At 33.7% G+C, this 25,340-nt stretch carries 28 protein-coding genes and 1 riboswitch; of the genes, 11 read left to right on the top strand and 17 right to left on the bottom strand.

What is annotated here, in order from left to right:
* Positions 1 to 6: 6 nt before the first annotated feature.
* The 4 genes from ACIGHG_RS18540 to ACIGHG_RS18525 all read right to left on the bottom strand — a co-directional run bounded on the left by ACIGHG_RS18540 (position 7) and on the right by ACIGHG_RS18525 (position 2,497).
* The gene (locus ACIGHG_RS18540; protein ID WP_396549842.1) at positions 7 to 504 is read right to left on the bottom strand and encodes a DUF421 domain-containing protein; all 498 of its coding nucleotides are present in this window, start codon (positions 502 to 504) and stop codon (positions 7 to 9) included.
* A gap of 125 nt (positions 505 to 629) precedes the next feature.
* A complete protein-coding gene (locus ACIGHG_RS18535; protein WP_090914610.1) occupies positions 630 to 1,001 on the bottom strand; it encodes an ArsR/SmtB family transcription factor in 372 nt (123 codons plus the stop codon).
* Positions 1,002 to 1,421 (bottom strand): SRPBCC family protein, encoded by a 420-nt coding sequence (locus ACIGHG_RS18530; RefSeq protein WP_090914608.1) that lies wholly within the window; start codon positions 1,419 to 1,421, stop codon positions 1,002 to 1,004.
* Between the two features lie 197 nt (positions 1,422 to 1,618).
* Entirely contained in the window at positions 1,619 to 2,497 is an 879-nt protein-coding gene (locus tag ACIGHG_RS18525; protein ID WP_396549840.1) for an SDR family oxidoreductase, read from the bottom strand.
* A 174-nt stretch (positions 2,498 to 2,671) separates the two neighbouring features.
* Between ACIGHG_RS18525 and ACIGHG_RS18520 the strand changes: the two genes are divergently transcribed.
* Together ACIGHG_RS18520 and ACIGHG_RS18515 are read left to right on the top strand one after the other, a co-directional pair.
* Positions 2,672 to 2,977: a hypothetical protein gene (locus ACIGHG_RS18520; RefSeq protein WP_396549838.1), complete on the top strand. Its 306-nt coding sequence runs from the start codon at positions 2,672 to 2,674 to the stop codon at positions 2,975 to 2,977.
* Between the two features lie 314 nt (positions 2,978 to 3,291).
* Positions 3,292 to 3,412: riboswitch (glycine riboswitch) on the top strand.
* Between the two features lie 107 nt (positions 3,413 to 3,519).
* Positions 3,520 to 4,887, top strand: coding sequence for an alanine/glycine:cation symporter family protein (locus tag ACIGHG_RS18515; RefSeq protein WP_396549836.1), 1,368 nt, complete (start codon positions 3,520 to 3,522; stop codon positions 4,885 to 4,887).
* Between the two features lie 153 nt (positions 4,888 to 5,040).
* Here ACIGHG_RS18515 and ACIGHG_RS18510 read toward each other — a convergent pair whose 3' ends face one another.
* Positions 5,041 to 5,382: an SdpI family protein gene (locus tag ACIGHG_RS18510; protein WP_336473345.1), complete on the bottom strand. Its 342-nt coding sequence runs from the start codon at positions 5,380 to 5,382 to the stop codon at positions 5,041 to 5,043.
* Positions 5,383 to 5,920: 538 nt separating this feature from the next.
* On the opposite strand from ACIGHG_RS18510, the gene ACIGHG_RS18505 reads away from it, so the two are divergent.
* From ACIGHG_RS18505 to ACIGHG_RS18485, 5 genes are all read left to right on the top strand, one after another.
* Entirely contained in the window at positions 5,921 to 6,883 is a 963-nt protein-coding gene (locus ACIGHG_RS18505; protein ID WP_336473344.1) for an AAA family ATPase, read from the top strand.
* A complete protein-coding gene (locus ACIGHG_RS18500) occupies positions 6,883 to 8,097 on the top strand; it encodes a DUF58 domain-containing protein (protein ID WP_396549938.1) in 1,215 nt (404 codons plus the stop codon). Before ACIGHG_RS18505 ends, ACIGHG_RS18500 begins: the two co-directional genes overlap by 1 nt.
* Positions 8,094 to 10,310, top strand: coding sequence for a transglutaminase TgpA family protein (locus tag ACIGHG_RS18495; RefSeq protein WP_396549834.1), 2,217 nt, complete (start codon positions 8,094 to 8,096; stop codon positions 10,308 to 10,310). Before ACIGHG_RS18500 ends, ACIGHG_RS18495 begins: the two co-directional genes overlap by 4 nt.
* Before the next feature lie 355 nt (positions 10,311 to 10,665).
* Entirely contained in the window at positions 10,666 to 11,235 is a 570-nt protein-coding gene (locus ACIGHG_RS18490; protein WP_396549832.1) for a dihydrofolate reductase family protein, read from the top strand.
* 528 nt (positions 11,236 to 11,763) lie between these two features.
* Positions 11,764 to 12,672 (top strand): alpha/beta fold hydrolase, encoded by a 909-nt coding sequence (locus ACIGHG_RS18485; RefSeq protein ID WP_396549831.1) that lies wholly within the window; start codon positions 11,764 to 11,766, stop codon positions 12,670 to 12,672.
* 420 nt (positions 12,673 to 13,092) lie between these two features.
* Here ACIGHG_RS18485 and ACIGHG_RS18480 read toward each other — a convergent pair whose 3' ends face one another.
* The 4 genes from ACIGHG_RS18480 to ACIGHG_RS18465 form a co-directional block, all read right to left on the bottom strand.
* Positions 13,093 to 13,515, bottom strand: a complete 423-nt coding sequence (locus ACIGHG_RS18480) for a hypothetical protein (RefSeq protein ID WP_336473340.1) — start codon at positions 13,513 to 13,515, stop codon at positions 13,093 to 13,095.
* A gap of 49 nt (positions 13,516 to 13,564) precedes the next feature.
* On the bottom strand, positions 13,565 to 14,035 hold the full coding sequence (locus tag ACIGHG_RS18475) for a DinB family protein (protein WP_396549829.1): 471 nt from the start codon (positions 14,033 to 14,035) through the stop codon (positions 13,565 to 13,567).
* Between the two features lie 220 nt (positions 14,036 to 14,255).
* Positions 14,256 to 14,813, bottom strand: a complete 558-nt coding sequence (locus ACIGHG_RS18470) for an isochorismatase family protein (protein WP_336473338.1) — start codon at positions 14,811 to 14,813, stop codon at positions 14,256 to 14,258.
* 200 nt (positions 14,814 to 15,013) lie between these two features.
* Positions 15,014 to 16,057: a serine hydrolase domain-containing protein gene (locus ACIGHG_RS18465; RefSeq protein WP_336473337.1), complete on the bottom strand. Its 1,044-nt coding sequence runs from the start codon at positions 16,055 to 16,057 to the stop codon at positions 15,014 to 15,016.
* Positions 16,058 to 16,343: 286 nt separating this feature from the next.
* On the opposite strand from ACIGHG_RS18465, the gene ACIGHG_RS18460 reads away from it, so the two are divergent.
* On the top strand, positions 16,344 to 17,264 hold the full coding sequence (locus tag ACIGHG_RS18460) for a GNAT family N-acetyltransferase (protein ID WP_336473336.1): 921 nt from the start codon (positions 16,344 to 16,346) through the stop codon (positions 17,262 to 17,264).
* 15 nt (positions 17,265 to 17,279) lie between these two features.
* On the opposite strand, the gene ACIGHG_RS18455 is transcribed toward ACIGHG_RS18460, so the two are convergent.
* From ACIGHG_RS18455 to ACIGHG_RS18430, 6 genes are all read right to left on the bottom strand, one after another.
* A complete protein-coding gene (locus ACIGHG_RS18455; protein WP_336473335.1) occupies positions 17,280 to 17,678 on the bottom strand; it encodes a helix-turn-helix domain-containing protein in 399 nt (132 codons plus the stop codon).
* On the bottom strand, positions 17,656 to 17,838 hold the full coding sequence (locus ACIGHG_RS18450) for a transposase (protein ID WP_396549936.1): 183 nt from the start codon (positions 17,836 to 17,838) through the stop codon (positions 17,656 to 17,658). Before ACIGHG_RS18450 ends, ACIGHG_RS18455 begins: the two co-directional genes overlap by 23 nt.
* 103 nt (positions 17,839 to 17,941) lie before the next feature.
* Positions 17,942 to 18,823, bottom strand: a complete 882-nt coding sequence (locus ACIGHG_RS18445) for an aminoglycoside 6-adenylyltransferase (protein ID WP_396549826.1) — start codon at positions 18,821 to 18,823, stop codon at positions 17,942 to 17,944.
* 435 nt (positions 18,824 to 19,258) lie between these two features.
* The gene (locus tag ACIGHG_RS18440; RefSeq protein ID WP_003210015.1) at positions 19,259 to 19,678 is read right to left on the bottom strand and encodes a GNAT family N-acetyltransferase; all 420 of its coding nucleotides are present in this window, start codon (positions 19,676 to 19,678) and stop codon (positions 19,259 to 19,261) included.
* A 155-nt stretch (positions 19,679 to 19,833) separates the two neighbouring features.
* Positions 19,834 to 20,274, bottom strand: coding sequence for a GNAT family N-acetyltransferase (locus tag ACIGHG_RS18435; protein ID WP_396549934.1), 441 nt, complete (start codon positions 20,272 to 20,274; stop codon positions 19,834 to 19,836).
* Between the two features lie 113 nt (positions 20,275 to 20,387).
* Positions 20,388 to 21,731 carry an aminotransferase-like domain-containing protein gene (locus ACIGHG_RS18430; RefSeq protein WP_396549824.1) on the bottom strand — a complete coding sequence of 448 codons (1,344 nt, stop codon included), beginning with the start codon at positions 21,729 to 21,731 and terminating at the stop codon, positions 20,388 to 20,390.
* 125 nt (positions 21,732 to 21,856) lie between these two features.
* Here ACIGHG_RS18430 and ACIGHG_RS18425 point away from each other — a divergent pair, with 125 nt between their 5' ends.
* Positions 21,857 to 22,789 (top strand): DMT family transporter, encoded by a 933-nt coding sequence (locus ACIGHG_RS18425; protein ID WP_396549822.1) that lies wholly within the window; start codon positions 21,857 to 21,859, stop codon positions 22,787 to 22,789.
* A 91-nt stretch (positions 22,790 to 22,880) separates the two neighbouring features.
* Here the strand turns inward: ACIGHG_RS18425 and ACIGHG_RS18420 are convergent, their stop codons facing one another.
* Positions 22,881 to 23,294: a carboxymuconolactone decarboxylase family protein gene (locus ACIGHG_RS18420; RefSeq protein ID WP_396549820.1), complete on the bottom strand. Its 414-nt coding sequence runs from the start codon at positions 23,292 to 23,294 to the stop codon at positions 22,881 to 22,883.
* Positions 23,295 to 23,415: 121 nt separating this feature from the next.
* Between ACIGHG_RS18420 and ACIGHG_RS18415 the strand changes: the two genes are divergently transcribed.
* Together ACIGHG_RS18415 and ACIGHG_RS18410 are read left to right on the top strand one after the other, a co-directional pair.
* Complete coding sequence (locus tag ACIGHG_RS18415; protein WP_396549818.1) at positions 23,416 to 23,856, top strand: Lrp/AsnC family transcriptional regulator; 441 nt, start codon at positions 23,416 to 23,418, stop codon at positions 23,854 to 23,856.
* Positions 23,857 to 24,170: 314 nt separating this feature from the next.
* A complete protein-coding gene (locus ACIGHG_RS18410; RefSeq protein ID WP_396549816.1) occupies positions 24,171 to 24,413 on the top strand; it encodes a DUF4183 domain-containing protein in 243 nt (80 codons plus the stop codon).
* A 44-nt stretch (positions 24,414 to 24,457) separates the two neighbouring features.
* On the opposite strand, the gene ACIGHG_RS18405 is transcribed toward ACIGHG_RS18410, so the two are convergent.
* Positions 24,458 to 24,742 (bottom strand): DUF4183 domain-containing protein, encoded by a 285-nt coding sequence (locus tag ACIGHG_RS18405; RefSeq protein WP_336473326.1) that lies wholly within the window; start codon positions 24,740 to 24,742, stop codon positions 24,458 to 24,460.
* Between the last annotated feature and the right edge of the window lie 598 nt (positions 24,743 to 25,340).

Genomic DNA, 25,340 nt, shown 5'->3' with positions numbered 1-25,340 from the left:
TATTCCTTATTCTTTAGAAATATATTGCCGCAGTACTTTTTCTAACACTTCGCGAGTAACCGGCTGTGCTTGAGCTGTTAATTGATAGCCAATACGGCCGTTTGGTTCTGCAGTTGCTTGCTGTAATGTTTGAATGTCATGAATTCCCTGTTCTCTTAAATGCATAAATAATTGCTGTTCTGTCATTTTGGCACGATTTAAGTTATCCTTTAAAATTTTTCCATCTTTAATAATAACGATCGTGTTACCATCTAGGAATCGTTCCACCTTTCGTGATTTCACTTCCAAATAATGAATGATCAGTAAAACAATAGAAAATGTACACGCGGTTAATATTGTTGTTCCTAACTTCTTACTTAAAACCGGCTCTACTATAATGCGTCCAATAGATACAATGACAATAATTTCAGCTCTTGTCATTTGACTAAGAGACTTACTTCCCGCAAATTTTAAAACGATAATACCTGTAGCGATTAGTATCATGCTTTCAAGAACAATATGCATATAGTCCATTCCTTTTACAGCTATTTATACACAGTATTACCATCTTCAAATTAATCTTAATCCTGTTTATCAAATATAAAAGAGTATGTTTAAACATACTCTTTTTCATATAGAAGAAAGTGATCTTATTCCTCTTGTTTATCTAATTTTGTCTCAACAATTTTTAATCCATGATTCTCTCCATTTTCAACCACATGTTTCAAAATGGATAATTTATTATTCCAAAATTGTTCGTAAAACGAAAGCCACTGCTTTAATTCTTGTAAAGGTTCTGGCTGCAGCTGATAAATTTTTTCTCTTCCTACCTTCTTTCCACTGACTAACTTTGCCTCTGAAAGAATGTGAAGATGTTTTGTGACAGCTGTACGACTAATCGGAAAATGAGATGTTATTTCTGAAATAGGTAATTCTTTTTCTGCCAGTAATCGAAGTACCTCTCTACGAGTTGGATCAGCAATCGCTTGGAATACATCGTAATTTTCTGCTGATGGAGACACTTAGCCTTCAATAACCTTTTTAAGTTTTTCGTTCACAATGGCCATCCAACCAAATGCCATTTTCTCACGAATAACAGAACTTTTCTCATTCGGCTTTGGAAGAATAAAGTCAGGCTCTTTCCAACCACCATGAATGAGTGTAAATTCAGTTTTATCGCCTAAATCTTTTAAAAGAAAAGAAACAATCCAGCCATCTGTATCCCAAGCAAAAGAAAGATGATGAGGAGCATCAATTTCTAATACTTTACATGGAGATGGTCCAAAAGGAGATTGAATATGAAATTCATGTCCTACTTCCGCTTGAAAATCATTTGGCATAAACCATAATGCAATGCCTTCTGCAGTTGATACTGTATCCCATACTTTTTGAATAGGTGCTTCTAGCACGATTGTTTGCTTAATATCTTGTAATGTGTTCATATTACTTTTCCTTCTTTCCTAATTTTAAAATGCAACCCTTTGGTTTCACTTCGATATAATATAACACCTTTTGGTTACATGTCAATATTCATTAACCCTTTTGTAATCCTGTAAATATCAAAAAAAGATCCTAATAACTAAAAAAACAATATGGTTACAAGTGTTTAGTTATTCTTTCCTAAATCCATTACAATTCTTTATAAAGTATGTTTTACATGTTCGTCAAAATATTTTCCCCAATCAGGCTGTCTTCCATCTATATCTTTGAATTTATATTCTCTTGCTAACTCCCACGAACTAAGTGCTTTTCCCGTTTTCTTATGAACATTCGGATCGCTCGCTAAAGCAGCAATTGCTCTTCCGATAAAAAATGGTGTTTCTGATGCGATAAAATGTGGATCTTTTTTTGCTCCTTCTTGCCAATTATTTTCTGTCACACCGAATATATCTAACATCGCTTCAGAACGTAAAAAGCCCGGACTGACTGCAACAGATGTTATATTGTAGGGAGCTAAGTCTCTTGCCATTGCCTGGGCTAAATGAATTGTGGAAATTTTAGCGAGGCTATAAAACAGATTCCCCCGATATTCGTAATCAACACCATCTGTAATCTCAACAACAAGTCCTTTCTTCTTCTTCACCATAAGCGGGACACCGTAATGACTTGTTATCATATGAGAATGTACAGCGTTTTTTTGCATTTGAATTCCATTATCTAAGTTATGTTCCCAAAATGGTACATTCCACTCTGCCAGTGGATCGCCTCCCCATACATCATTCACTAAAATATCTAACTGCCCATTCTGCTCTTGTGCAATTTTTACGAATAAAGCTTCGACATCTTCTTTCACAGTATGATCAACGCGAACCGCAATTCCTTTTCCGCCTTGTTTCGTTACAAGTTCAGCCGTTTCTTCAATCGTCTCTGTTCTTCCCATTGATGATAAGTTTCCTTTTGTACTTCTTCCTGTCACATATACAGTAGCACCTGCTTCACCAAGCATCATTGCAATGCCTCTTCCAGCACCGCGTGTCCCACCAGCTACTACTGCAACTTTCCCTTGTAATGGTTTCATATATTTCTCCTTTACATATGATTTGGTTACACTTCATTTTTAAAAAAAATGAATCTCTTTATTCTGCTAGCCTAATTTAACATAAACTACCTCATTATTTTCAATATTTATCTCTGAACATAACATATGCTTAATTATACACATCAAAAGTAGTATTTGTATGGAGGATAAACAGTGACTGTGAGAAGAAAGTATATCATACAAGTTACTCTTACACAGTCCACTATTAATCAATTCATAACTATGTTAGGAACAATCTATTATGCTTCTCACCCTAAAATAGATGAGATAAAGTATAATAGTGATATGAAAATGTATGAATTAACATGTGAAAATTATAATGACGTGCTTACTAAAGTGATCTATGAATTACGAAAAAAAGTATTTTCCAGTTTAAAGGAGCGCTTAAAATCAAAATCGATATATACATCCATTTTGATTTTTCAACCTATAAGTCAATATTATGCAGAACAAAAATGACTTTCGCTCGCTTTTTTCCCTTTATTTTAAAACCTTGCATGTGGTAGGAAAAGACCCTGACCGCTTCTATGCATGGCCAGATTCTCTCGCCCATCTAAAAAACAAAAAAGTTTTTTATTTCGTTTTTTCAATTTGTATTTATAAATATTTCCTTCTTGACTTATCATATAAATCGTGATTATAATAACTCATGTTAATTTCATAGCATTCGGATGAACCATACAGGAGAAGATCTTTTGATCTACCGATGGGGCAAAAAGCTGGTCGGACAGCTTTGAAACTCTCAGGTCTTGTGTTCAAGTAGAACTGTATGGGGACGAATCTCTGGAGAGACTCCCTCCTGTTGCACAGCAACATGGAGGAAACAGGGCACCGAAGGAGCAAATCCGCCATTACAGCGGATAATCTCTCAGGTAAAAGGACAGAGACAAGCGACAGAAAATACCGATTCCCGAATCGGTTTATTTTTCTATTCCTTGTATCTCCAGAGACCATTTCGTTTACATGAAATGGTTTTTTATTTTTTCTAAAGGAGAGTAAAGATGGAAACAGTGAATCAAGTATTAGAAGTAATCAATCATTACGTATGGGGGCTGCCGACACTCGTACTGCTTGTTGGAACAGGAATCCTCCTTACAGTACGTTTGCGAGGCCTACAATTTATCAAACTATTATACGCACATAAGCTAGCATTTGGAAAATCGGAAGACAACTCTTCTAAAGGTGACATTAGTCACTTCCAAGCGTTAATGACCGCCATGTCAGCTACTATCGGGATGGGAAATATAGCTGGCGTTGCAACCGCAGTATCTATCGGAGGACCCGGTGCAGTGTTTTGGATGTGGATTACTGCCTTGTTTGGAATGGCAACAAAATATTCAGAAGCGATTCTTGCAGTAAAATATCGCATGCATGGTGCTAACGGAGAATACTCGGGTGGTCCAATGTATTATTTAGAACATGGGTTAGGAAAGAAATGGCTCGCTATATTATTTGCTATTTTCGGAACAACAGCTTCATTTGGAATTGGAAATATGGTGCAGTCTAATTCAGTTGCTGAGGCTATGAAAATTAATTTTTCCGTATCCCCTGTCGCAACTGGAATCGTAATGGCTCTTTTCATCGCAATTGTCATTTTAGGCGGCGTAAAAAAAATAGGAAAAGTGACCGGTTTTTTTGTTCCAATTAAAGCTTTCTTTTATATCATTGCTGGACTTATTATTATTTTTTATCATATAGATCAAATTCCAACGGCATTCCAGCTCATTTTCTCAGGTGCTTTTCATGGAACTGCAGCTGCTGGGGGCTTTGCCGGAGCAACTGTTGCTTCAGCTATTCAAATCGGAATGGCGCGAGGTGTGTTTGCAAACGAAGCCGGACTTGGCAGTGCGCCAATTGCTGCCGCTGCTGCGAAGACTGACTCCCCCGCTAAACAAGCACTCGTATCTATGACGGGAACGTTCCTTGATACATTTGTTGTATGTACAATCACTGGTTTAGTACTTATCACAACAGGTGCTTGGAATTCCGGTAAAACGGGCGTTGAAGCAACGACATTTGCATTTCAAACTGTATTTGGAAGCGCCGGAAGTATGATCCTTGGCATCGCAATTATTTTATTTGCGTATTCCACAATGTTAGGCTGGTCATATTATGGAGAGAAATGTGTTGAATATTTATTTGGCTATCATGCAGTTCGATACTACCGTCTCATTTTTGTTGGTATAATCATGTTTGGGGCAAATTTAAAACTTGGACTTGTTTGGACGTTCTCTGATATTGCAAATGGACTAATGGCAATCCCAAATTTAATTGGTTTGATTGGATTAAGCGGGATTGTTGTTACAGAAACACAACGGTTTTTGCAGGCGGAAAAATCTAACAATTCTAACAATCGGATTGCAAGTTAAATTAACTCTTGTTTTTAAATAAAGTTTGATTAAAAAACCATTAATTTATGATAAATAAAAAGAATCCATTTTGAAAAAGTTCGAGCAAAATGGATTCTTCAACTATAAATCATGATACGATTTTTATAAAAAATTTTGTAATTAATTATTATATTATTTCTCCATTACCTTTAATTTCGTCTCTACCCTAACAAACATAATAATTATTAATAGTATCATAAGAGCTATGAGTGCAATTATTGTTTGTGGATACCTGAATGTTAGGCTAATTATACTTCCTATAAGAATCATTAAAAAACCATTTTTCCTCATAATTTCAGCACTATATTTATTCCCCGCCTGCCATAACTCTATATTCTTCATAGATCGACGCGTTCGATAGCCAAATGCTGCATTAATATCTGTAGTTGGATATTTTTTTAATAGTAGTGCGGATAATATGAATATGATACCAATCAATAGACTAATTCCTATATTTACAAGCATATATACCATTAAAATCCCCCCTCTTTATCTATTTTTCAAAAACTAATTATTACCTTTATAAACTAATTATACCATATTGTTACAATTGAACTTTAATTTGTTAATTAATGTGAATATATAGTGTAACAACTATATGGCATTATTCATGGAAACCCACAATAATCAAATAGGCCACAGGTATGACACTCTCAAGCTTTCCTAAGGTCTTGCGTAAAAGGTACTAAGAGAAATCAGTAACACTGATATTAGGTAGAACTAAAAATAATAATCTGAATATTTACGAAATTAAGGATAGGATTTCCTTTGGATATATCGAAATTATAAAGTATGTCATTATGTTTTTTATATTTAAACTTTTTCTATACATGATTAAAGGCTTCCCAGCTAAAATATAGGTTTCAATTTTTAACTTATATAATACAAATGCTAATTATTTCTTAGATTACTATTCTACTGCAATAAACCGAAGAAAACTCATTTCTTTAACTTAATTTCTATTTCACAGTAAATGAACTAGAAAACGATTATAAAATTTAGGAGGATTACAATGACCCAGCTTGATACATTACATCCAATTGTAGAAAAAATAATTGACAATATTGAAAAATTGATGGTAGGAAAACGAAAAGAAACGATCCTAACTTTGACAGCTCTCTTAGCTGAAGGGCATGTTTTATTAGAAGATGTTCCGGGTGTCGGAAAAACAATGTTAGTCCGCGCCCTTTCTAAATCCATTGATGCCGATTACAAGCGAATTCAATTCACACCTGATTTACTGCCGTCAGATGTAACAGGTGTTTCTATTTATAATCCAAAAGAATTACAATTTGAGTTTAAGCCTGGGCCAATTATGGGGAACTTTGTGCTTGCTGATGAAATTAATCGTACATCACCGAAGACACAATCGGCCTTACTTGAAAGTATGGAGGAAGGTAGTATCACAATAGATGGCATCACAAGACTGTTACCAAAACCGTTCTTTGTAATGGCGACGCAAAATCCGGTTGAGTATGAAGGAACATATCCTTTGCCAGAAGCTCAGCTCGATCGTTTCTTATTGAAGCTAAAAATGGGTTATCCTACTCCAGAAGAAGAATTTGAAATTTTAAATCGTATGGAAAAAACAAATCCTCTCTCCCGTTTACAGGCTATTATTACAATAGAGGAATTATTGAAATTACAACTATGCACACGGGAAGTATGTATAGACAAAGAAATCAAACATTACATTGTAAAACTTGTCACTCAAACCCGGTCTTATAATTCCATACAGCTAGGTGCAAGTCCACGTGGGTCTATTGCTTTAATGAAGGCTTCACAGGCTTTTGCATTCATCCATGGCAGAAATTATGTTATTCCAGACGACGTTAAATTTTTAGCGCCCTACGTTTTAGCTCACAGACTTATTCTAAAAATGGAAGCGAAATTTGAAGGTATAACGGGAGAAAAAGTTATCGCAAAAATCGTTGCCCGTACTTCCGTACCGACTCAAAGGACGATGAACCTTTGATGAAACGACTACTACGAGCAATTTATCATGTTGCCAAGTTGTTGTTGATCCCTCTATTCCTTGTCTTAACATTTGTATATGCTATGCTGCAAGGAGGGTTTGTAAGTTGGTTTTTGTTTTACAGTACGATTCCTTTCAGCCTTTACGCATTACTACTTCCCTTCTACGCCTTACGGGACGCTGAAGTGAGACGAATAACGAATCAAAAAGAATATTTGGCGGGAGAACAATTTTTAAGCACTATTACAATAAAAAGAAAATTGCCTTTCCCCTTACTTTATTTAGTTGTAGAAGATGAACTGCCTCCACAATTTACAAATTATAAACAAACAAGGGCGAATAAAGTAATACTATTTCCAGGGTTAAAACAAAGTATTTCGTTTCAATATGTCATCGATACAATCCCTAGAGGAGAGCACACTTTTTCGAGCATACGTGTAAAAACTGGCGATCTATTCGGTATTATGGAAAAAGAGACATTTTTTTCAGTCCCTGATACATTTTTAGTCTATCCCAAGTATGTAGATATAACTTATCGACAATTAGAAAATCATTTTGAACAAGGAGCACTTTCAGCAAATATAAATTTAACAAAAGACTCTACAGTCTCTGTCGGTGTCAGAGAATATAAACCTGGTGATCGTTTTTCATGGATTGATTGGAAGGCAACTGCTCGAACAAACAATATTATGACGAAAGAGTTTGAGCAACAGCGCAGCCATAATATCATGATATTCATGGACAGAACCCCATCTTCCCTATTCGAATCAGTTGTTACGTTTACTGCCTCTATTGTAAAGGCTGTCTTGAAGCAAAATTCACCAGCGTCATTCGTGTCTGTCGGAAAAGAACGAACTGTATTCCCTTTAGATAATGGAGATACTCAGTTGCAACAAATCTTTTGTCATTTAGCGAAAGTACAAGCAGACAGTATATTCCCGCTCTCTCAAAGTGTAGAAATGGAATTAAGAAAAATGTATCAGCCAATCACTACTATACTTGTCACAAGCGATCTTTCTCTCGATATTCAAAAAGCAGCTGATTGCGCAGCGATAAAAAATAGAAAATTAATAGTGTTCGTCGTGAAAGAAAAAGCAAACCAACTCTCACATCGAGAACTAAGTATACTAGAAACTCTACAAAAACGAAAAATAATGGTAAAAGTGGTTTATGAAAACCGTTATACGAACGTGTTTTTTGAGGTGAGCAAATGAAAACATTACAAGTGAAAAATCAATGGGATATGAGTAGATTCTTTATACATATATGCGGATTTCTTCTTTTACTAGAGTGGGTAAGGCCGCTTATAGGTATTACAAATGTAGGTAGACTAGATATTTTTGTAATATTTATAGGAATTTGCTTCACTCTCTCTTTTTTTCAAACGAAGTGGCAAATTCCAATTAAGGTTGTAACAATTTTATTCATTATTCATTCCTTATATTATAAAAATGCCTTTATAAATCCATCTTGGCTCACAACATTCTTTTCTGATATTTCTCAAAACGCCTCCCTGTTTTTTCAGGGAAATTTGCTAGATATTTCTCCAGTTTTTCCGACATTCTTATTTTTTCTATCATTCTGGTTTTTGAGTTCTTTCATCTCTTTTTGGATGATTCATAAAAAACGCGGATTGTTATTTCTTATTTTGACTATCATTTATATCTCGACTTTTCATAACTTACATTTATACAATTCAAATTATGCGATTATTCGTACCGTTGTCATCGGCTTTTTTATGCTTAGTCTTCTTCAAATCGAACGGATAAAAGCGAGTGAACAATTACAAAATTATGCTAGACATCTTACAAAATTACTTAGACCTCTTGCGATATTTATTGTATTGTCCACAACCATTGCATACTTTGCTCCAAAATTCGGCCCTCAATGGACCAATCCGATGAATTTTTTAAAATTCAAAACATCTGAAGCAAATGAGAAACCAAAAGTTTCTAAAATCGGGTACGGTTTAGATGACTCGCAATTAGGCGGTCCTTTTGAGGCAGATCATACAATTGTTTTTACAGCGCAAACGCAAAACAAACAATATTGGAGAGTAGAAACAAAAGACTTTTATACGGGAAAAGGCTGGGAAGTTTCTGAAAAGCCAAAAAAAATTTCTTTTAAAAATAAAAATGACGTCATGAGCTGGTACGAACAAAACATAAAAATGGAGACAACCGCAGCAACGATTACTATGCAAAAAAGTTATCCTCACCTTATTTATCCAGCAGGATTAGTATCAGTTGAGGCTACTTCTGACATATCATACAGCGTTGATCCATTTTCAGAAAAAATTTATACAATGAACGGAGACTCTTCTACTACTTTAAATTCGTATAAAGTAACATATGAGACCCCGCAGTTTTCCATAGAAAATTTGAAAGCTGTAAAACCAAATGAAGGTCATGAAACAAGTTCTTATTTCAGAACTAAGTATACACAGCTTCCCGAATCATTACCACAGCGAGTAAAAGACTTAGCTGTCAATCTTACAAATGATAAAGACAACCGCTATGATAAAGTATTAGCTATTGAAAATTACTTAACAGACAATTCTTTTGTATACGAAACAATCAATGTCATGGTGCCTGCCAAAAACCAAGATTATGTAGATCAATTCCTTTTCGATACAAAAAGAGGATACTGTAATAATTTTTCGACGTCTATGATTGTATTACTACGTTCCGCCTCGATTCCAGCTCGCTGGGTAAAAGGCTATACAGAAGGAACTCTTGACAATACATTAGGTGATAACGTTTATAAAATCGCAAACAATAACGCACACTCTTGGGTCGAAGTATACTTTCCAGGATACGGATGGATTCCGTTCGAACCAACAAAAGGATTTACCAATCCATATTATTTTATAAATAACGCTCCAGCTTCTACTTCGCAAAATAGCGAAGTAATCAACTCTAACAACGAACAAATGCAGCAGCGGAACAATGAAGCAAAACTCAAAAGTTTAATAGAAAATACAGAAGAAGTTTCTACCAAAAAGATTACAAATTCTAAAAAAGAATTTTCTTGGTGGTATGTATTCCTCTCTACTATACCAATAAGTATCATAGGGTACATTCTCTTTACCACTAGAATGAAATGGCTTACATTTTTTGTGATTCTTTTCTATAAATACCGAAAAGGTGATGCCGTTTATCCAAAAGCCTACGATGCACTTTTAAAACAATTTGCGAGAATCGGTATACCCCGAAATGAAAGTCAAACATTACGAGAGTACGCACTCCGTATCGACACGCTTTACAGTTCGACTGATATGCAGCAACTTACTCTCAGTTATGAGAATGCTATGTATCAAAAGGAACAGGGCGCAGCCGAGTGGAACAAATCCGTACAATTATGGGAAGTGCTTATGAAAAAAGCAGCCTCTATGCCTAAATCAATTGACTTTGATGCAGTAATTTAATTTTTTAATAAAGTGGTTTTTAAATCATTATGAATACAGTTTAAGAAAGTTATACCGTTTGTAAAAAAGTTGTATCGTTTTACCCCTTTGGATATGGTTATCTAAAGGGGTGTTTTTATAGTAAAAAAGAAAAGAGCATCCGAATTAAAAGATCGGTTAAGGAACTGTTGAGTGACAATAAGTTGTTCCGTTAAAGGGCCATATTCTTAAATGAATTGTGGGAATAATGGAAATTTGAGATGATTGTTATTAAGTTAAAGAGCAGGTTAGTTTAATAACATCAGCAACTTTATTCAGAACTCACAAAAACTTGACAGGAGAAACAATATCTAAATGATTAAAGGGAGGAAGAATTATGTCCAATAACGTAAGACCAAGAAGAATAATTTTAGATTTAGCAGTTACTTTAGATGGTTTTATTGAAGGAGAAAATGGGGAAGTTGATTGGTGCATCATGGACTCTGAGATGGGGTTTATTAATTTCTTAAATCAAATTGATACTATTTTATATGGAAGAAAAAGCTTCGATTTATGGGGACAATTTACTCCAGGAATTGAAGATACTGATACTGAAAAAGAAATTTGGGAATTAGTTCATAGTAAAGAAAAATATGTGTTTTCCAAAACGCAAAAAGGAACTGATAGTAAAGCAATATTCATAAACGATAATATTTTTGAAGAAGTAAATAAATTAAAGAATAAGCCTGGTAAAGACATCTGGCTTTATGGCGGAGCAAGTCTTATTACAACTTTTATCAATTTAGGGCTTGTTGATGAATTTAGATTATCTGTTCACCCTGTTATTTTAGGAGAAGGAAAACCGTTGTTTATTGATATAAAACAGAGGATGAATTTAAAAATGATTAATACAAGAACGTTCTCCTCTGGCGTTGTGCAACTAATCTATCATTTGAATGGAAATTAATAATATTGCGCATTCCAAAGATAAAATACAATAAAGTGAAACTTCCGTCAGTGGAGGTTTTCTTCATCCCCCACTGACGGAAAGCCCTCACCAATCGGGCTTTTACGGGCAGTTATCCCGCCTATATGTAATTCATTTAAAGGATATAAAGAATAAAAAGGCTCTAATATTGAATAAGAATATAAAGGGCGGAACTTATTTAAAGATTTTTGAAACTTTTTACTTTTAGGTAATTATTATTTGTATGGTACTATCATCTCTCTTTGGGTAATGCGCCGCCTTCATCCTAGCTGGATCTTGATGGCCGTTGCGCTCATTGTGACCATCTTGGGACTAACGCTAGGTTAGCCTCTAGTCCTCCCCTTATTCGATATGCAACTGATGACAATCAAGAAATACATGAAGCATTTTCTAAATCGTTAAACCAAAGTGCGTTTTGGCCTGAAGGAGATAAATTTTTAATGGATTATTGTGATGATTATATTGATAGAGCTCATCAATATTTTTGTCAAAAGAGGAGGAGTTAAAATGAAGAGAGATGATAACAAGATTGGTCACTTTACATCTAAAGAAGGGAAGGAAGACTTTCAAATTGCTTACGATGAATCAATGGCACTTCTTCCAAAGCCTAACGAGACGAAAGATATAAAAACGAAATATGGCACAGTTCGTGCTTATTACTTTACTAAAGAGGAAAACAAACATAAAGATCCAATACTCTTACTCCCTGGCCGTGGTGCATCTACTCCAATGTGGGTACCGAATTTAGAAGGGCTAAGAGAGGAAAGACCAGTTTACACGATAGATTTACTCGGTGAACCTGGTATGAGTGTGCAAATGAAGGTGATTGAAAGCCAAAAGCAACAAGCAGAATGGTTAAATGAAGCGATTGAAGGATTAGGTTTAGAAAAAGTGCATATCGTGGGTGTCTCAGTTGGTGGTTGGACAACAATGAATTTGGCCAGATATAATCCAGAGCATATTGCTTCGGCTAGTTTATTGGACCCAGTCTTTGTATTTGCACAAATGCCCATAAAGATGATTCTTGCATCTATTCCAGCTTCCGTACCTGTTGTACCTAAGTTTATAAGAGAAAAGATGTTAAGCTATGTTTCTGGAGGAGCAAAAGCAAATGACGATGAGCCTATTGCTAAATTAATTGAGTCGGGTATGCGTAATTATAAACTTGAAACCCCAGCGCCTGATCTATTTACTAAAGAGAATTTAAAGAATATCAATGTTCCAGTTCTTGCATTAATGGCTGAAAAAAGTACAATGCACGATTCAGCAAAAGCAGTTGAAACTGGGAAAAAATATGTTAAAGATATCGATATCGTTAACTGGAAAAATGCATCTCACGCAATCAATGGTGAGTTCTCTAACGAAGTTAATGCTAAAATCCTTGATTTTGTAGAACAACATTCTAATGACAACTAAGTTGAAAGTGGCAATATGTTGTAATAACAGCTTGCATTATCACTTCTTTTTAATAATCGGAGTAAAAAATATACAGATATCCACTGTACGATTAGATTCTTTATTCAACAAACGGGCGCTTTAATGGAATAAGGATTACAGAAATAATCAAACTTCTTTATAAAACCAAAACTTAAATCAGCTGGATATGAAACCATTTTGATCAAAAAGTCTTTTCAAAATGGTTTCTTCTTATTTACCGCAAAATATAGATTTGTGAGGTATTTTTGATCAAACTTTATTTAAAAGCAATAATTGGCAGTTTTGTTTTTCTTGTTAGCGTAAAATAAATTGTATTCCTGTCTAAAACGCAGTCGAGTTCAAGAACTTTTCGAAATAATTAACTAAGCTCAATCCCGGTTAGAAGAAGATAGCCAATTTCTAATCTCCTCCTCCGCCATCTCCCCCACCATCTCCTGAACTGCCACATCCACTATCACTGCTACTATCACATCCATTATCACTATCCCAATATCCCCATGATGAACCTGAAGAGCCATTTCTCGATTTTTTTCCTTTATTTATATTGTTATTAGTCTTATTGTCTTCCTCGAACAGTACAAACAATGCAAGATATAGAAAAAGTAATGCCATCATTACCAGAAAAATTATCATCGAATCCAAAAAACGAGTTGGTTTAACAAATAAAAATAAACTTCCACATATACATGCTGCTGTTATTCCATATATTATTTTAGCTATCAATCTTTTAGACGAATTGATTTCCGGGGCTATTTTTTGCATTTTAATAGCCTGCTGCCTTTGATTATATTTTCTCTGTTTTCTTTTTCTTTTTTTACTCATATTTTCCCTCATGTTTCTTTTTTTAGCCTTATTAATATTTATAACTAACTTAATTGTCTCTAAAGTTTAAAAATCCTTTAATTTGCTTTATATGATAGATGTCATGTTCCACCATTCCTCTGAAATATTTATCCACTGTCATTTCATTTGACTCTATATGGAAAATCCCCTCTAAATCGCTATCGGCTAACGAATCTAATAATCTTTGTCTTGTTTCACAGACCTCTTGAATTAATTGTACCTTACTAATTCCTGAATGTGCATATCCCTTGGCCAGCCTATTCATGTCTTCTACATTCACTTTAGATTTTGGAAGTATCTCTCCGTTCACCATACCTTCAAGACGTTCTTCTAAAATATATCGATCCCAATACATGAAATGAGAGATAATTGCAGCCGTTGACCATTTCCCTTCACAAATAGGACTAAAAAATATCGTTTCATTTACTGCCTCTAAAGAAGTGAGGAAAGGGATTAACTGATTTAATTCTTTTCTAACGCAATGAGTTGACTTTTTCAAAGTTTTCCTCTCCTTTTGTAAAATTACAATAAATGTATTACATTCTAATGTCTGAAACACATATAACCCCGTTCTAATTTTAAGACGGGGTTATACGTGTTTCATTTTGGTAAAAAATACTTCACCACATTTTAAAATATAACAATAACGCCGTTTATATATAAGTTGGGATCTTCCATAATTTTTTCGCGCTTTTCAAATGAAGTGGACAAATGGCGATTTACCGGTAATTGTCATGGATTGGTTGAAACAGATCTTCTTGGGTAGTCCGAACAACAGAAAAATTGTCAACATTATAATGACCATGAAGTATTTCATTATGATGACTTATGATATTTTCAGCAGATAGAATTGAAGAATCTGTTGTCGAATGACCATCCCCAACTAAAGTAACATCAAAATGATTCACCGTTGCGGTTCTAACCGCCGTGTCAATACAGTGTTCTGTTTTACATCCCATAATAACAAGATGCTCAATCTCGTTTTCCTTTAAAAAATCCATTAATGGTGTACCATAAAACGCATTTGTAGCTGCTTTATCAAATATTTTTGCAGTGACTGGCACTTTTACTTTCGGGTGTATTTGAAACCCTGGACCTTTTCCTTCAGCAACATCTTTATCCCTTATAAAGACGATTAAAGCCTGTGATTCTATTGCCTTATTAATAACTAAGTTAATGTGATCTAATAATACTTCTTTATTAAACACACTTTTCGTTTCATTATTACCATCAACTAATTCTTGCTGGACATCAATAATAAGCAAAGCTTGGTTCAATAGAAAAACTCCTTTTCCTTATAATTTTTACACGTGTTCTCCATGCCTTTCTTCATTTTCATATCCATAATATCGCCTCCCTTATCTTTTAATTTATTTCGTTATATAAATATAAAATCCTCTTTTTAAACCGGATATCATTTGAAAAATTTTTCCTTTTGTTATTCAACTATATGGTCCTTTAATCAAATAATGTTTGATCATCTCTCAAAAATAATTTCTTCAATCCCCTTCATTACTTCAAAGGCTCCTGAACTTTTGTTTGAAGATACTACTATCTTGATTCCTGACTTAGGATAAAAAGCTGAATGGAAACTCACGCCAGGGTCATATCCCATTACATGATATTTAATTATAGATTCTTCACTTTTAGTGATCCAAAGTCCATACCCATAATCTACCCCATCTTTAACATAGGTTTGTGAATTCAAAAGTATTTCTGTACATTCTTTACTCAAAAGCTGATGATTAAACAATGTTTCCCAAAATTTGATCATATCTGATGATGTGATAAAAGCCCCCCCATCAGCTCCACCTTTTATCGGAATAGAGTAGATATTCGTTCTCCATGTTCCATCTTTATTATCTATGTACCCATAGGCAGTGTTTTTAGGGAGTTGATCTAAAGAAAAATATCCTGAATCATTCATTCCACATCGTTGGAAGAGATTTGATTCAATATAGTTGGTAAAAGAAAGTCCTGATTGTTGTTCTACGATTAAACCTAAAACAATGAATCCAGCATTATTGTAGTGGAATTTCTCTCCAGGTTGAAACATCATGTTCCCCTTTTGAAATAAAGGAAGAAAATCTTTTACGTCATTTAAAAGATACATAGGTGTTTGTTTCCAAAGATCCTCAAAGTTATCCATTACTTGTTCATCAAAATAGTCTGGTATTCCAGAAGTGTGAGTCAAAAGGTGATGAATTGTTATGTCTTTGTTAAAATTCGGGAATTTTATATTTAAACAATCTTCAAGACGAGTTTCAAATGATAGTAAACCTTTTTCAACAAGTTGGCAAATAGCAACAGCTGTAAACAACTTACAGCCAGATGCAATTCCAAAGCGTGTATGAACAGTATTCAATTTTTTATCAGCCCTATTCGCATAACCAAATGCCGATTCAAATAAGACTTCATTGTTATCCTTGATGTAAATAGCTCCAGAAAATTGTTCATCTATTATGTTATGAATTGCTTTAGTAAGTTTTAAAGTTCGATTGCTCAAAATAATCCCCCTCATTCTATTAAATGAATGTTATTCGTTTTGTCTTTTCTCCCTCATTAATAGGTAGTAATGTATTATTCCCCATTTCAATACGAATTTCCTTTTACTCATTAATATTATGAAGAGAGATTCGTTCGTTTATTATAGAGACGAATATCCTCTCTTTTTATACATACTAAAATATAAACAAAATATTTGAATGTTTAAACAATCCAAGCAGGCCAACTGAAAACTAAAGATTGTTTTTTATGGTAATATAAGGATTGAAGACAACCTATTTTAGTTTAAAGGAGACGTTTAAATGTCAGCAATAAGGATTGAGAAAGCATCTATTATAGACGCTGAAACATTAACAGAGATTTCAAAAAAGACCTTTAATGAAGAAGCAAAAAAATGGTTCCCAAATCAAGAGAATATAATTGACTATAACATTCAGCCACCAGGGTATGCTTCAATTGAAATGACCAAGTATATGATCAAGGAGTTAAATTGCTTCAAAATTCTATACAACGAAATGATTGTGGGTGGAATTATTGTCACGATTTCAGGTCAGTCTTTTGGGAGAATAGACCGTATTTTTGTAGACCCTAACTCTCAGGGGAAAGGCATAGGGTCAAAAGTCATAACTTTGATAGAACAAGAGTTTTTAAATGTGAGGACTTGGGATCTTGAAACATCTAGTAGACAAATCAACAACCACTTCTTTTATGAAAAAATGGGATATAAAACAACCTTTAAAACAGAAGATGATTATTGTTACATAAAGAGAATAGAAACTTCATCTAGAATAGAAAACTTAGTTGAAAATGAGGATATTTCAGATACCCAGTATGAAAGCTGCAATATGGCTAAGACGGAGTGCTATCAGGTAACTTTAAAAGACAGTTCTTTTAGCAACAGTAACATGATGAGCAGCCATATTAACAACTGTAATCTTAGTCATTCAAAGTTCCATAATATAAATTTTAGAAACACATTGTTTGCTGATTTAAATTTTTCTAACAGTGAAATGGCCTTAGTGACTTTAGATGGGGTTCGTTTCGTTGATACAAATCTTGGAGAAGAAGATAATCCAATTACGTTTAAAAGATGTAATCTTAAAGGTAGTAAAATAACTCATAGTAACCTTAGGGATGTGGAAATACAGCAAAGTGATATAACCGGTATGAAGATAAACAACATCCCTGTTGTGGATCTTCATACCGGTTATATTATCAAGTAAATAAAAAGTAATCCATTATGAAGAGCATGTTTTGAAAAAAGATTGATCAAAACATGCTCTAATTGGTTTGAATCCAAATTGCGGAAACGTCATACTCTTGTAGTCTTTATACTTTTTCTGTTTTGGATACTTTGCATCTTTACGAAAGAAATGATTAAACGCTTTTTTCAGACGTGCAAACACTTCTTGCAAAGGCTGAGAAGGCATTTCTTTTAGAAAAGGATACGCATTCTTGTCCAATGTAAGTTGTCTTTGCATATCATAACGATCGTAATTTTCTTTGTTTTTCTTATATTTCCGTTCTTTGTCTAGCAAGGCTGAATTGTAGGTTTGACGACAATATTGTAGCCAACGGTCTAACACTTCTTTTTGCGCTTCTGTTGGAAAGATTTCATATTTTTGATTCAACAACATTGTCATCACCTCCCATTCGTTTTGTCCTTGTGTTTCGTGTTTCGATGTATTGGTTTAGAACTTTTAATAGTGTGCCGCCTACAGTCAGCAAACAATAGCTTTGAGACCAAAAGCATTCTTTACATACATTCTGTCTGATTTGAGGAAATTCCTTTTTCATTCCTTTGGCTTTCGCCAACCAAAATTTGTCCCCTTCCTACTCATTGGGCTTCACCCTTCTCATTCCTTGAGGAAGAGGGTACTGGCATCATAGATTATTTCAATCATTTAATCGCCCCTTTATCAGAAGGTAAATCTCTAACATGTTTAAGGTATTTAGTCATATTTCTATCATCCTCAATTGGGTATGTGAAATTAAAGTGTTCAGCGACATCTTTGGATAAGATTCTAAATAATTCACAAGTAACAAATATTGATTCCCATATATTTTTATAATCAGAATTAGAATAGGTTTCTTTGTACATTTTCCAATATGATTCTGGAAGATATTCCTTAAAATATTTCCCTAACTTTCCTGGTGAAACTTGAAAATCTTCTTGTATTCCAATCCACCAAGTAACCATTTTATCCAAAGAATCTCTCGTCGTATATTCAAACATTAGTTTTGCATATGGGAGTTCATCACGCCAAATTCCTTTTGCAACATTTTGTAAACACCACCAGAAATTGTTTGTATAGCTATCGTATTCACTTTTGGACGGCTTTTTGACATGGTAATCTATATCGGTAGGATAAGGGATTGCTGGCAAAAGATTATCTTTGTCCATTAAGGGAAGAGTGAGCTTATCTTTTTCATACTCTTCAAACATAACTTCTTTTGTTTGGATACGAAGGTCTATGCGATTTCCATCTGTAAAGAGCATTAAAAAACCATAAGACCTAGCAAAATCAAAATCAATTCCCCTGCCAAAATCACTTTTGTCAGGTTCTTGCATCATTATTAAATCTCCAAAAGCATGAATCCATGTCTTATCTTTTATAAAAGGTGCTGTTTCTGTCACAACATAAACAACATCATAATCCTGAAACATATCTTTTGGTACATTTGGGTTTGTTCGTGAACCATTCATATAGACTGCCCGAATACGTTCATCTTCCTTGGCCATGTTTATTATAAGGTCCATCATTTCTTGTTCATTTCTCATCTAATTCCCCTCCGAATATATAGTTAGTTTTACATAAAAATTCAAAATGGAGGGGCTCGTGGATGGTATAAACCTAATCTAATAATTATAATTTATAACTTATTTAAGATTTTTTTCATCTAACCTTCCTTCCCTATTTAGAGCTAGCTTTTTTATAAGTTATTTCAACATTTTTTCCTAGATTCCTTTTTAACATTTTTAACCAAGAAGTCTACATCTTCTAAATATTAGGTCTTGATAACATATGTCAAACAAGATTCCTAAAGGGGTACCGTCAGGAAATTGCAATTTTACAACGCTAAGGAGGTTTCAACCCATTAAAAAAAATCGATCTCTTAACCAAAAAATCGACTTTTTTATTTGTTCTTATTCAACTAAAGCCCCCGTTAGCTATGTTGATTCAGGTCTTCTTCTAAAATTTCAAATTTATTATGTCTATTTTTTTGAAATTACAGTAAACATCCCCGTCATGTTGGGTGAGTAATCTTTAAAATCATATTTTTCATAGAATGATTTTTTACCTTGTGATGCAAACAAACCAATAAACGCTTTATCTGGGGCATTCCGATTTAAGTATTCAACCAAAATATTCATTATTTCCTTTCCAATACCATTCTTTTGATAATCTGGATGAACCACTATATCTTGAATATAGAAATAGATAGCCCCATCACCAACAATTCTCCCCATACCCACAATTTGATCATTATCATTGACTGTGATGCAGTGAATAGAATTTTGAAGTGATGTTTCCACCACTTCAAAATTCATATAATTAGTCCATCCCACAGAATCACACAAATATTTGTATTCTTCCAATGTTGGAATGTTATTTTTAATCTCATATTTCTTCAAAATGTATCCTCCAAGACTTTAATTTCACCCAATAAAGTATATTCGACACAGTTTTATCTAATCCTCTTACTAACTTAACCTGCACCCGTTAGTTTTTCCGCTTAACGTTGTAAATCCGCATAAACCTGACGCTATTCCCTAAGGAATCGACATTTTTATGTTCTTTCTACACTAAAGCGCTTGTTAGTTCGTAATTCGTTTCTAAATTCACATAGAAAACGTTCTACACCTGGATACTTTTCACCAAGACTTGTTATCTCAAAACCGTATTTCCGATAAAATTCCACTGCATCATTATCCGTCTCAGCATAAATCAATGGATATTTATTAGAGATATAATTAATCATATTGCTACCAATACCTTTATCCCGTTGAACTGAAGATACTGCAATATGTTTAATTTCACATTCTTTTACACTAATAATTTCAATGCCTATACAACCAACAATTTCTCTCTCAAGCTCCAAACTATATAATTTTCGATTTAATAATTTTGAATATTCTCCATATTCTTGCTCCACTTTAAAATCTGATGTAGCGAAGGATAAAAGTTTCCTTATAGATGGATGAATCGTTTTCGAATTAACTTCTTTCATAAACATCACCTTTTCTAAAGCACTCGTTAAGTTTAAGTACATTTCTTCATAATCTTTTTTCTATCTTAACATAAATATCCATTTCGAAAAAATATAATAATTCCGCCTTTAATTTATATACGTTTCAATTCATCGATAATCTTATATACCCCCTCTTCAATCCTTTCTGTTTTTACATTCGACACATTCAATTTTAATATTTTTTCTTTTGGAAACGAAGATAAATAATTTTTCTCAATCGAATCTAGTAATATTTTGTTTTGTAGTAACTTTCGAATAAGCGGTTGCACGATAACCTTCTTATTTAGAATGATATGTGTATGCACACACGGCAAATTTGTATCGTGATATTGAAATAACTGTTTGTTCATACTACTCCATTCTTTCAAAGAAGCCACTAATCTCTTGGATCTTTCGTAATAGGAATCACGAATTTTTTGTTTATGCCGATCAAACATACCGCTCTTTATGTAAACTTCTAGAGCTGCTTGTGAAATCATCGAGCTATCGATATCTAGTAATTTTTTATAAGTAAAGAAATTTTCAGCTAAACAATCAGGTATCACTGCAACACCAACTCGGAGTCCTGGAAAAATAATTTTAGAGTAACTTTTCAAATAAATAACATGGGAGGAATCATCATAACTATACATTGGATCTGCTTTAGCATCTCTTTCTAAATCCGCTAAATAATCATCTTCCACAATAAACACATCATACTTCTTCGCTAAACGGACAATAGCTTCCTTTTCTTTCTTAGAATACGATGTTCCTAATGGATTATGAAATCTCGGCATTGTATAAAAAAATTTAATATCTTCTGTTCGAAATATATGTTCTAATTCGTTTAAGTCGATCCCTTCGGCTGTTCGTTCTATGCCACTCACAGGGATGCCATGCGTTTCTAAATATTCGATAAACAAATGATAACTCGGCTGTTCAATTAGAATTGTTTTCTTTTTATTTGGAAACGGAATAGAAGTTAACAAAGATAATGCCTGCTGAACACCTGATGTAATAAAAATATTTTCTTCATTGGTAAATACTTGATAGTTTGTTAATTGCCTTTGAACAACTCGAATTAACGAAGGCAATCCCTTCGGAGTTCCGTATATAAATAAATCATTTTTATATGTATCAATTGCTTTATTCATGCAATGCTGAAAATCTAAATATGGAAAAACATCCGGATCAGGTGCAGATGTTGCAAAATCTATGACACTACTATACCTAACATGATTTTCGTTTGTTTTTTTCACAACATAGTATCCGCTTTTCGAAACGGAGTATATCATATGTCTTTTTTCTAACTCTTGAAGCGCACGAATAATGGTACTTTTCGTGCATTGATAACGCGCACTTAAAAATCGAATAGAAGGTAATTTATCTCCTTCTTTTAATTCACCAGTTTGAATTAACTTTTCTAAATCATTAAAAACAATTAAATATTTATACACGCTTAAACCTCTATATATTTTTGTACCGGTACAGATTGTATTTATTTGTATTGTAGCACCCACAAGAAAACATTACCATTTACATATACTGGCCAGTAAGAAAATTGATGATACGAGGTGTGATTATGACACAAATAAAAAAAGCATACGCCGCAGCCATTCTTTATACATTCATTATTGGTTTTTCATTTATGTTTGTAAAACTAACCTTTACAATCACGGGACCACTGGATACATTAGCTCATCGATTTACCGTTTCTTTTCTAACCGCATCTATTCCAGTAATATTCGGTTTGATCAAATTAAATATTACATTTAAAAATATGCTTTCTATTTTACCTGTAGCCATTCTATATCCGGCTTTATTCTTTACTTTTCAAGCATTTGGATTAGTGTATACATCTTCTTCTGAAGCAGGAATTATTCAGGCTACCATTCCTATCTTCACAATGGTATGCGCCTCTTACTTTTTAAAAGAACGAACAACAATTTGGCAAAAATTATCCCTTCTTTTATCTGTATCTGGTGTGATTTTCATTTTTGCTATGAAAGGATTAGGCTCTCATGCTACCAGTTTTACGGGTGTTATACTTATTCTTTTATCAGCATTATCATCAGCTGGTTATAACGTTCTAGCACGAAAGATGACAAAACAATTTCGATTAATCGATGTAACGTATATGATGACTGTAATTGGGTTTGTTTGCTTTAATACGTTGTCTATTGGAAATCATATTGCAGCTGGAACGATGCATCTCTATTTTCAGCCCTTTACAAGCTCGTTATTTCTAGTTTCCATCTTATATTTAGGAATCCTTTCTTCACTGTTAACAGCATTCCTATCAAATTACGCTTTATCCATTGTAGAAGCATCAAAAATGAGTGTATTTAGCAATGTATCCACTTTAATTACGATGTTCGCTGGTGTAATTTTCTTACAAGAAGAGCTCACGTATTACCATATCATCGGAGCAGTCATGATTATTCTCGGGGTAATAGGTACGAACTTTTTAGATGAAAAATTTGTGTCAGTGAAGAAGAAAAACGTTAGTGTGTAAAAGAAAAGCATGTTTTGAATCTATTCAAAACATGCTTTCAATAATGTTACTAATATTTTTTAAAAAGGATACTCCATTACATATTTTATAATTACTCTAATGCTTCTAATTTCAGCATCGCACCAAAATATTGCGAAGCAGTGGTAAAAGCAATACATGCACACAGCTCACTTATTTCTTTTTCACTAAAACATTCCCTCAAAATGTCAAAAGTTGAATTTGATATTTCTCCCTTTTGCTTTAAAAACACTTCCGCAAATCCTACTGCAGTAGATATTTTTTCATTAAACTTATCAAACTCAGGTTTTCCTTTCGCTTTACAGTACTCACAGCCATTACTTTGTGCTAACGTTCTTCTTACTTGTTCCTTTAACTCAGCAGAGAGCAGTCCCTCTTTTTCTAAAACATCTCCCAAATGAGACCACCCTTTCATCACTTCTATGTTATGCCCTAAAAGTCTTTGAAATGGTGATTCCCCCAAATTTGATTCAATAATTCTTGCCATTTAAAGCACCTCCTTGTTATATTAATTATAAAAAATAATATTATTAAATCACATTAAATTAGAAACGAATTATCTAAAAACACTTTAAATAATCAACAAAAGAAAGGATATTTATTTAAATATGAAAATAGATAATATTGATAAAAAAATAATAGATGAATTACATAATAATAGTCGTTTATCAATGAGTGAAATTGGAAGAAGAGTTAATTTATCTTCGCCATCCGTAACAGAACGCGTAAGACAAATGGAGTCATTTGGAATAATTAAAAGATATACTTTAGAAATTGATTACGAGAAATTAGGTTTACCTATTCAATGTATAATTGAAGCAACAGTTAAAAACGGAGACTATAAATCGTTTAAAAATTATATAGAGAAACTTCCTAACGTAGAATTTTGTTACCGTATAGCAGGAAATACTTGTTATATGCTAAAGATGCAATTTGAAAATTTCGCCAAAGCGGAGGAATTCATCGAAGATGTAAATCCATTTGCACATACTGTTACACATTTTATTTTTTCACCAGTTCAAACAAATTTACGAATGAATACGGACTAAACATTCACCTAAAAATTACTTACGCTTATTAAACTATCCTGAATCTTTAGTGAAAGAACCCAAAAAGATTTAGTTAATACGATTAGGGCTTGCCTAGTTATATACACATTTTCCCATTCTGCATATAGTAAGAATATACTCATATGTTTGTATAAAAGGTGGTTATTATTTTGAGATTTTCTTCTAAAAAAAAGGGGTCACCTTGTTATTTTCCATGCGCTCTTCCTCTTCCTCAACCAGGACCAGTAGGCCCTCAAGGCCCTCAGGGTCCCCAAGGCCCCCCTTTTAAAGGTCTGGTTTCTGTTAAAAATCTAATGTTTTTTACAGTCTCTGATGGTACAAAACTTGTATATAAAAATGTTGATGGTTTACCTCAACTTGGAGTTACAGAAATTTTAGCACCAAAACAAGTGTCATATATGAATTTGTTTATAAACGGCATTTTACAATCAACGAATTCTTATGACGTACAATCAGGTACATTGACACTACTTACCGATGAAGTTCCACCAGCTGGGACTCCTATCACACTTCAATTTATTTTAATCAATCAGTAAAAAGCGGATTCTTTTAAAAGAATCCGCTTTTTTATTGCAAAGTATTAGTTTACAACAAACTCAATCGTAACTGGAACACCAGGATCTAAAGCATCTGCATTAGGAATTGTAATAGCTGCTGTAGTTACACTGGAATCACTTGCAGCTTGTAATTGTCCGTTCAAATACAAATTATAATATGCAAATGACGAAGGAAATGCCGTAGCTGCAGCACCAGCATCATTAGTACAAGCAGTTGCTAATATATTGAAAGTTGCACCTGTTCCTGTTCCAACGCTAATTGTTGAGTTAAACCGTCTATTAGCCATAAATGGTTTAATAATAGCCAATTGACTTCACTCCTTTCATTTTTCAATAGAGTAGGGTTTGTCCTACGCTACATACTATTCAAATCTTTTATTTTGAAAACGGCATATTACTTAATTCTCTTGTTTTTGGGTGTGAGTGCGATGGCTGGGGTGAAGTGAGGAGCTAGCCCCTTCTAGTGTCATGATCACTCATTTCTTGTTTCTTTTTAAGTTAGAAGTAATCTCGCATTTGAAACATAGTAGAAGAACAAAGAAGGATGCTAATTAAATGAAGTTATAGAATGCTCTTGCTTCCCGTACCATTCAAAAGCAAGTAAACCCATAGTTTCCCACAATTCCTTTTCTCATGAGTATATTTAAGTTGTTTTAAGAGTAGATGTATTTAGGACAAATCCCCAAATTATACGCTTAAACTCGTCTTTGTTTTCTAAATAAGGATGATGTTTATCTTCTAATATAGTAACAGACATGTTAGGGAACGTAAACTACCCACCACTTAACGACCTTACGGTCTGTTTGAAGTAGGGGCTTCAAAAGTCAAAAGACTTTCTCTTTTATTGCTAATTCATCCACAAGCCTAGCGGCTCATGTCCAAAGCCTTGAATTCGCGGCGTCCCTA

Origin of the sequence: Bacillus sp. NPDC077411, assembly GCF_044543425.1 — a bacterium.
In the GTDB taxonomy this organism is placed as follows: domain Bacteria; phylum Bacillota; class Bacilli; order Bacillales; family Bacillaceae_G; genus Bacillus_A; species Bacillus_A bruguierae.
The sequence above is the reverse complement of the archived record's forward strand: the minus strand, read 5'-3'. Positions and strand labels throughout refer to the sequence as shown.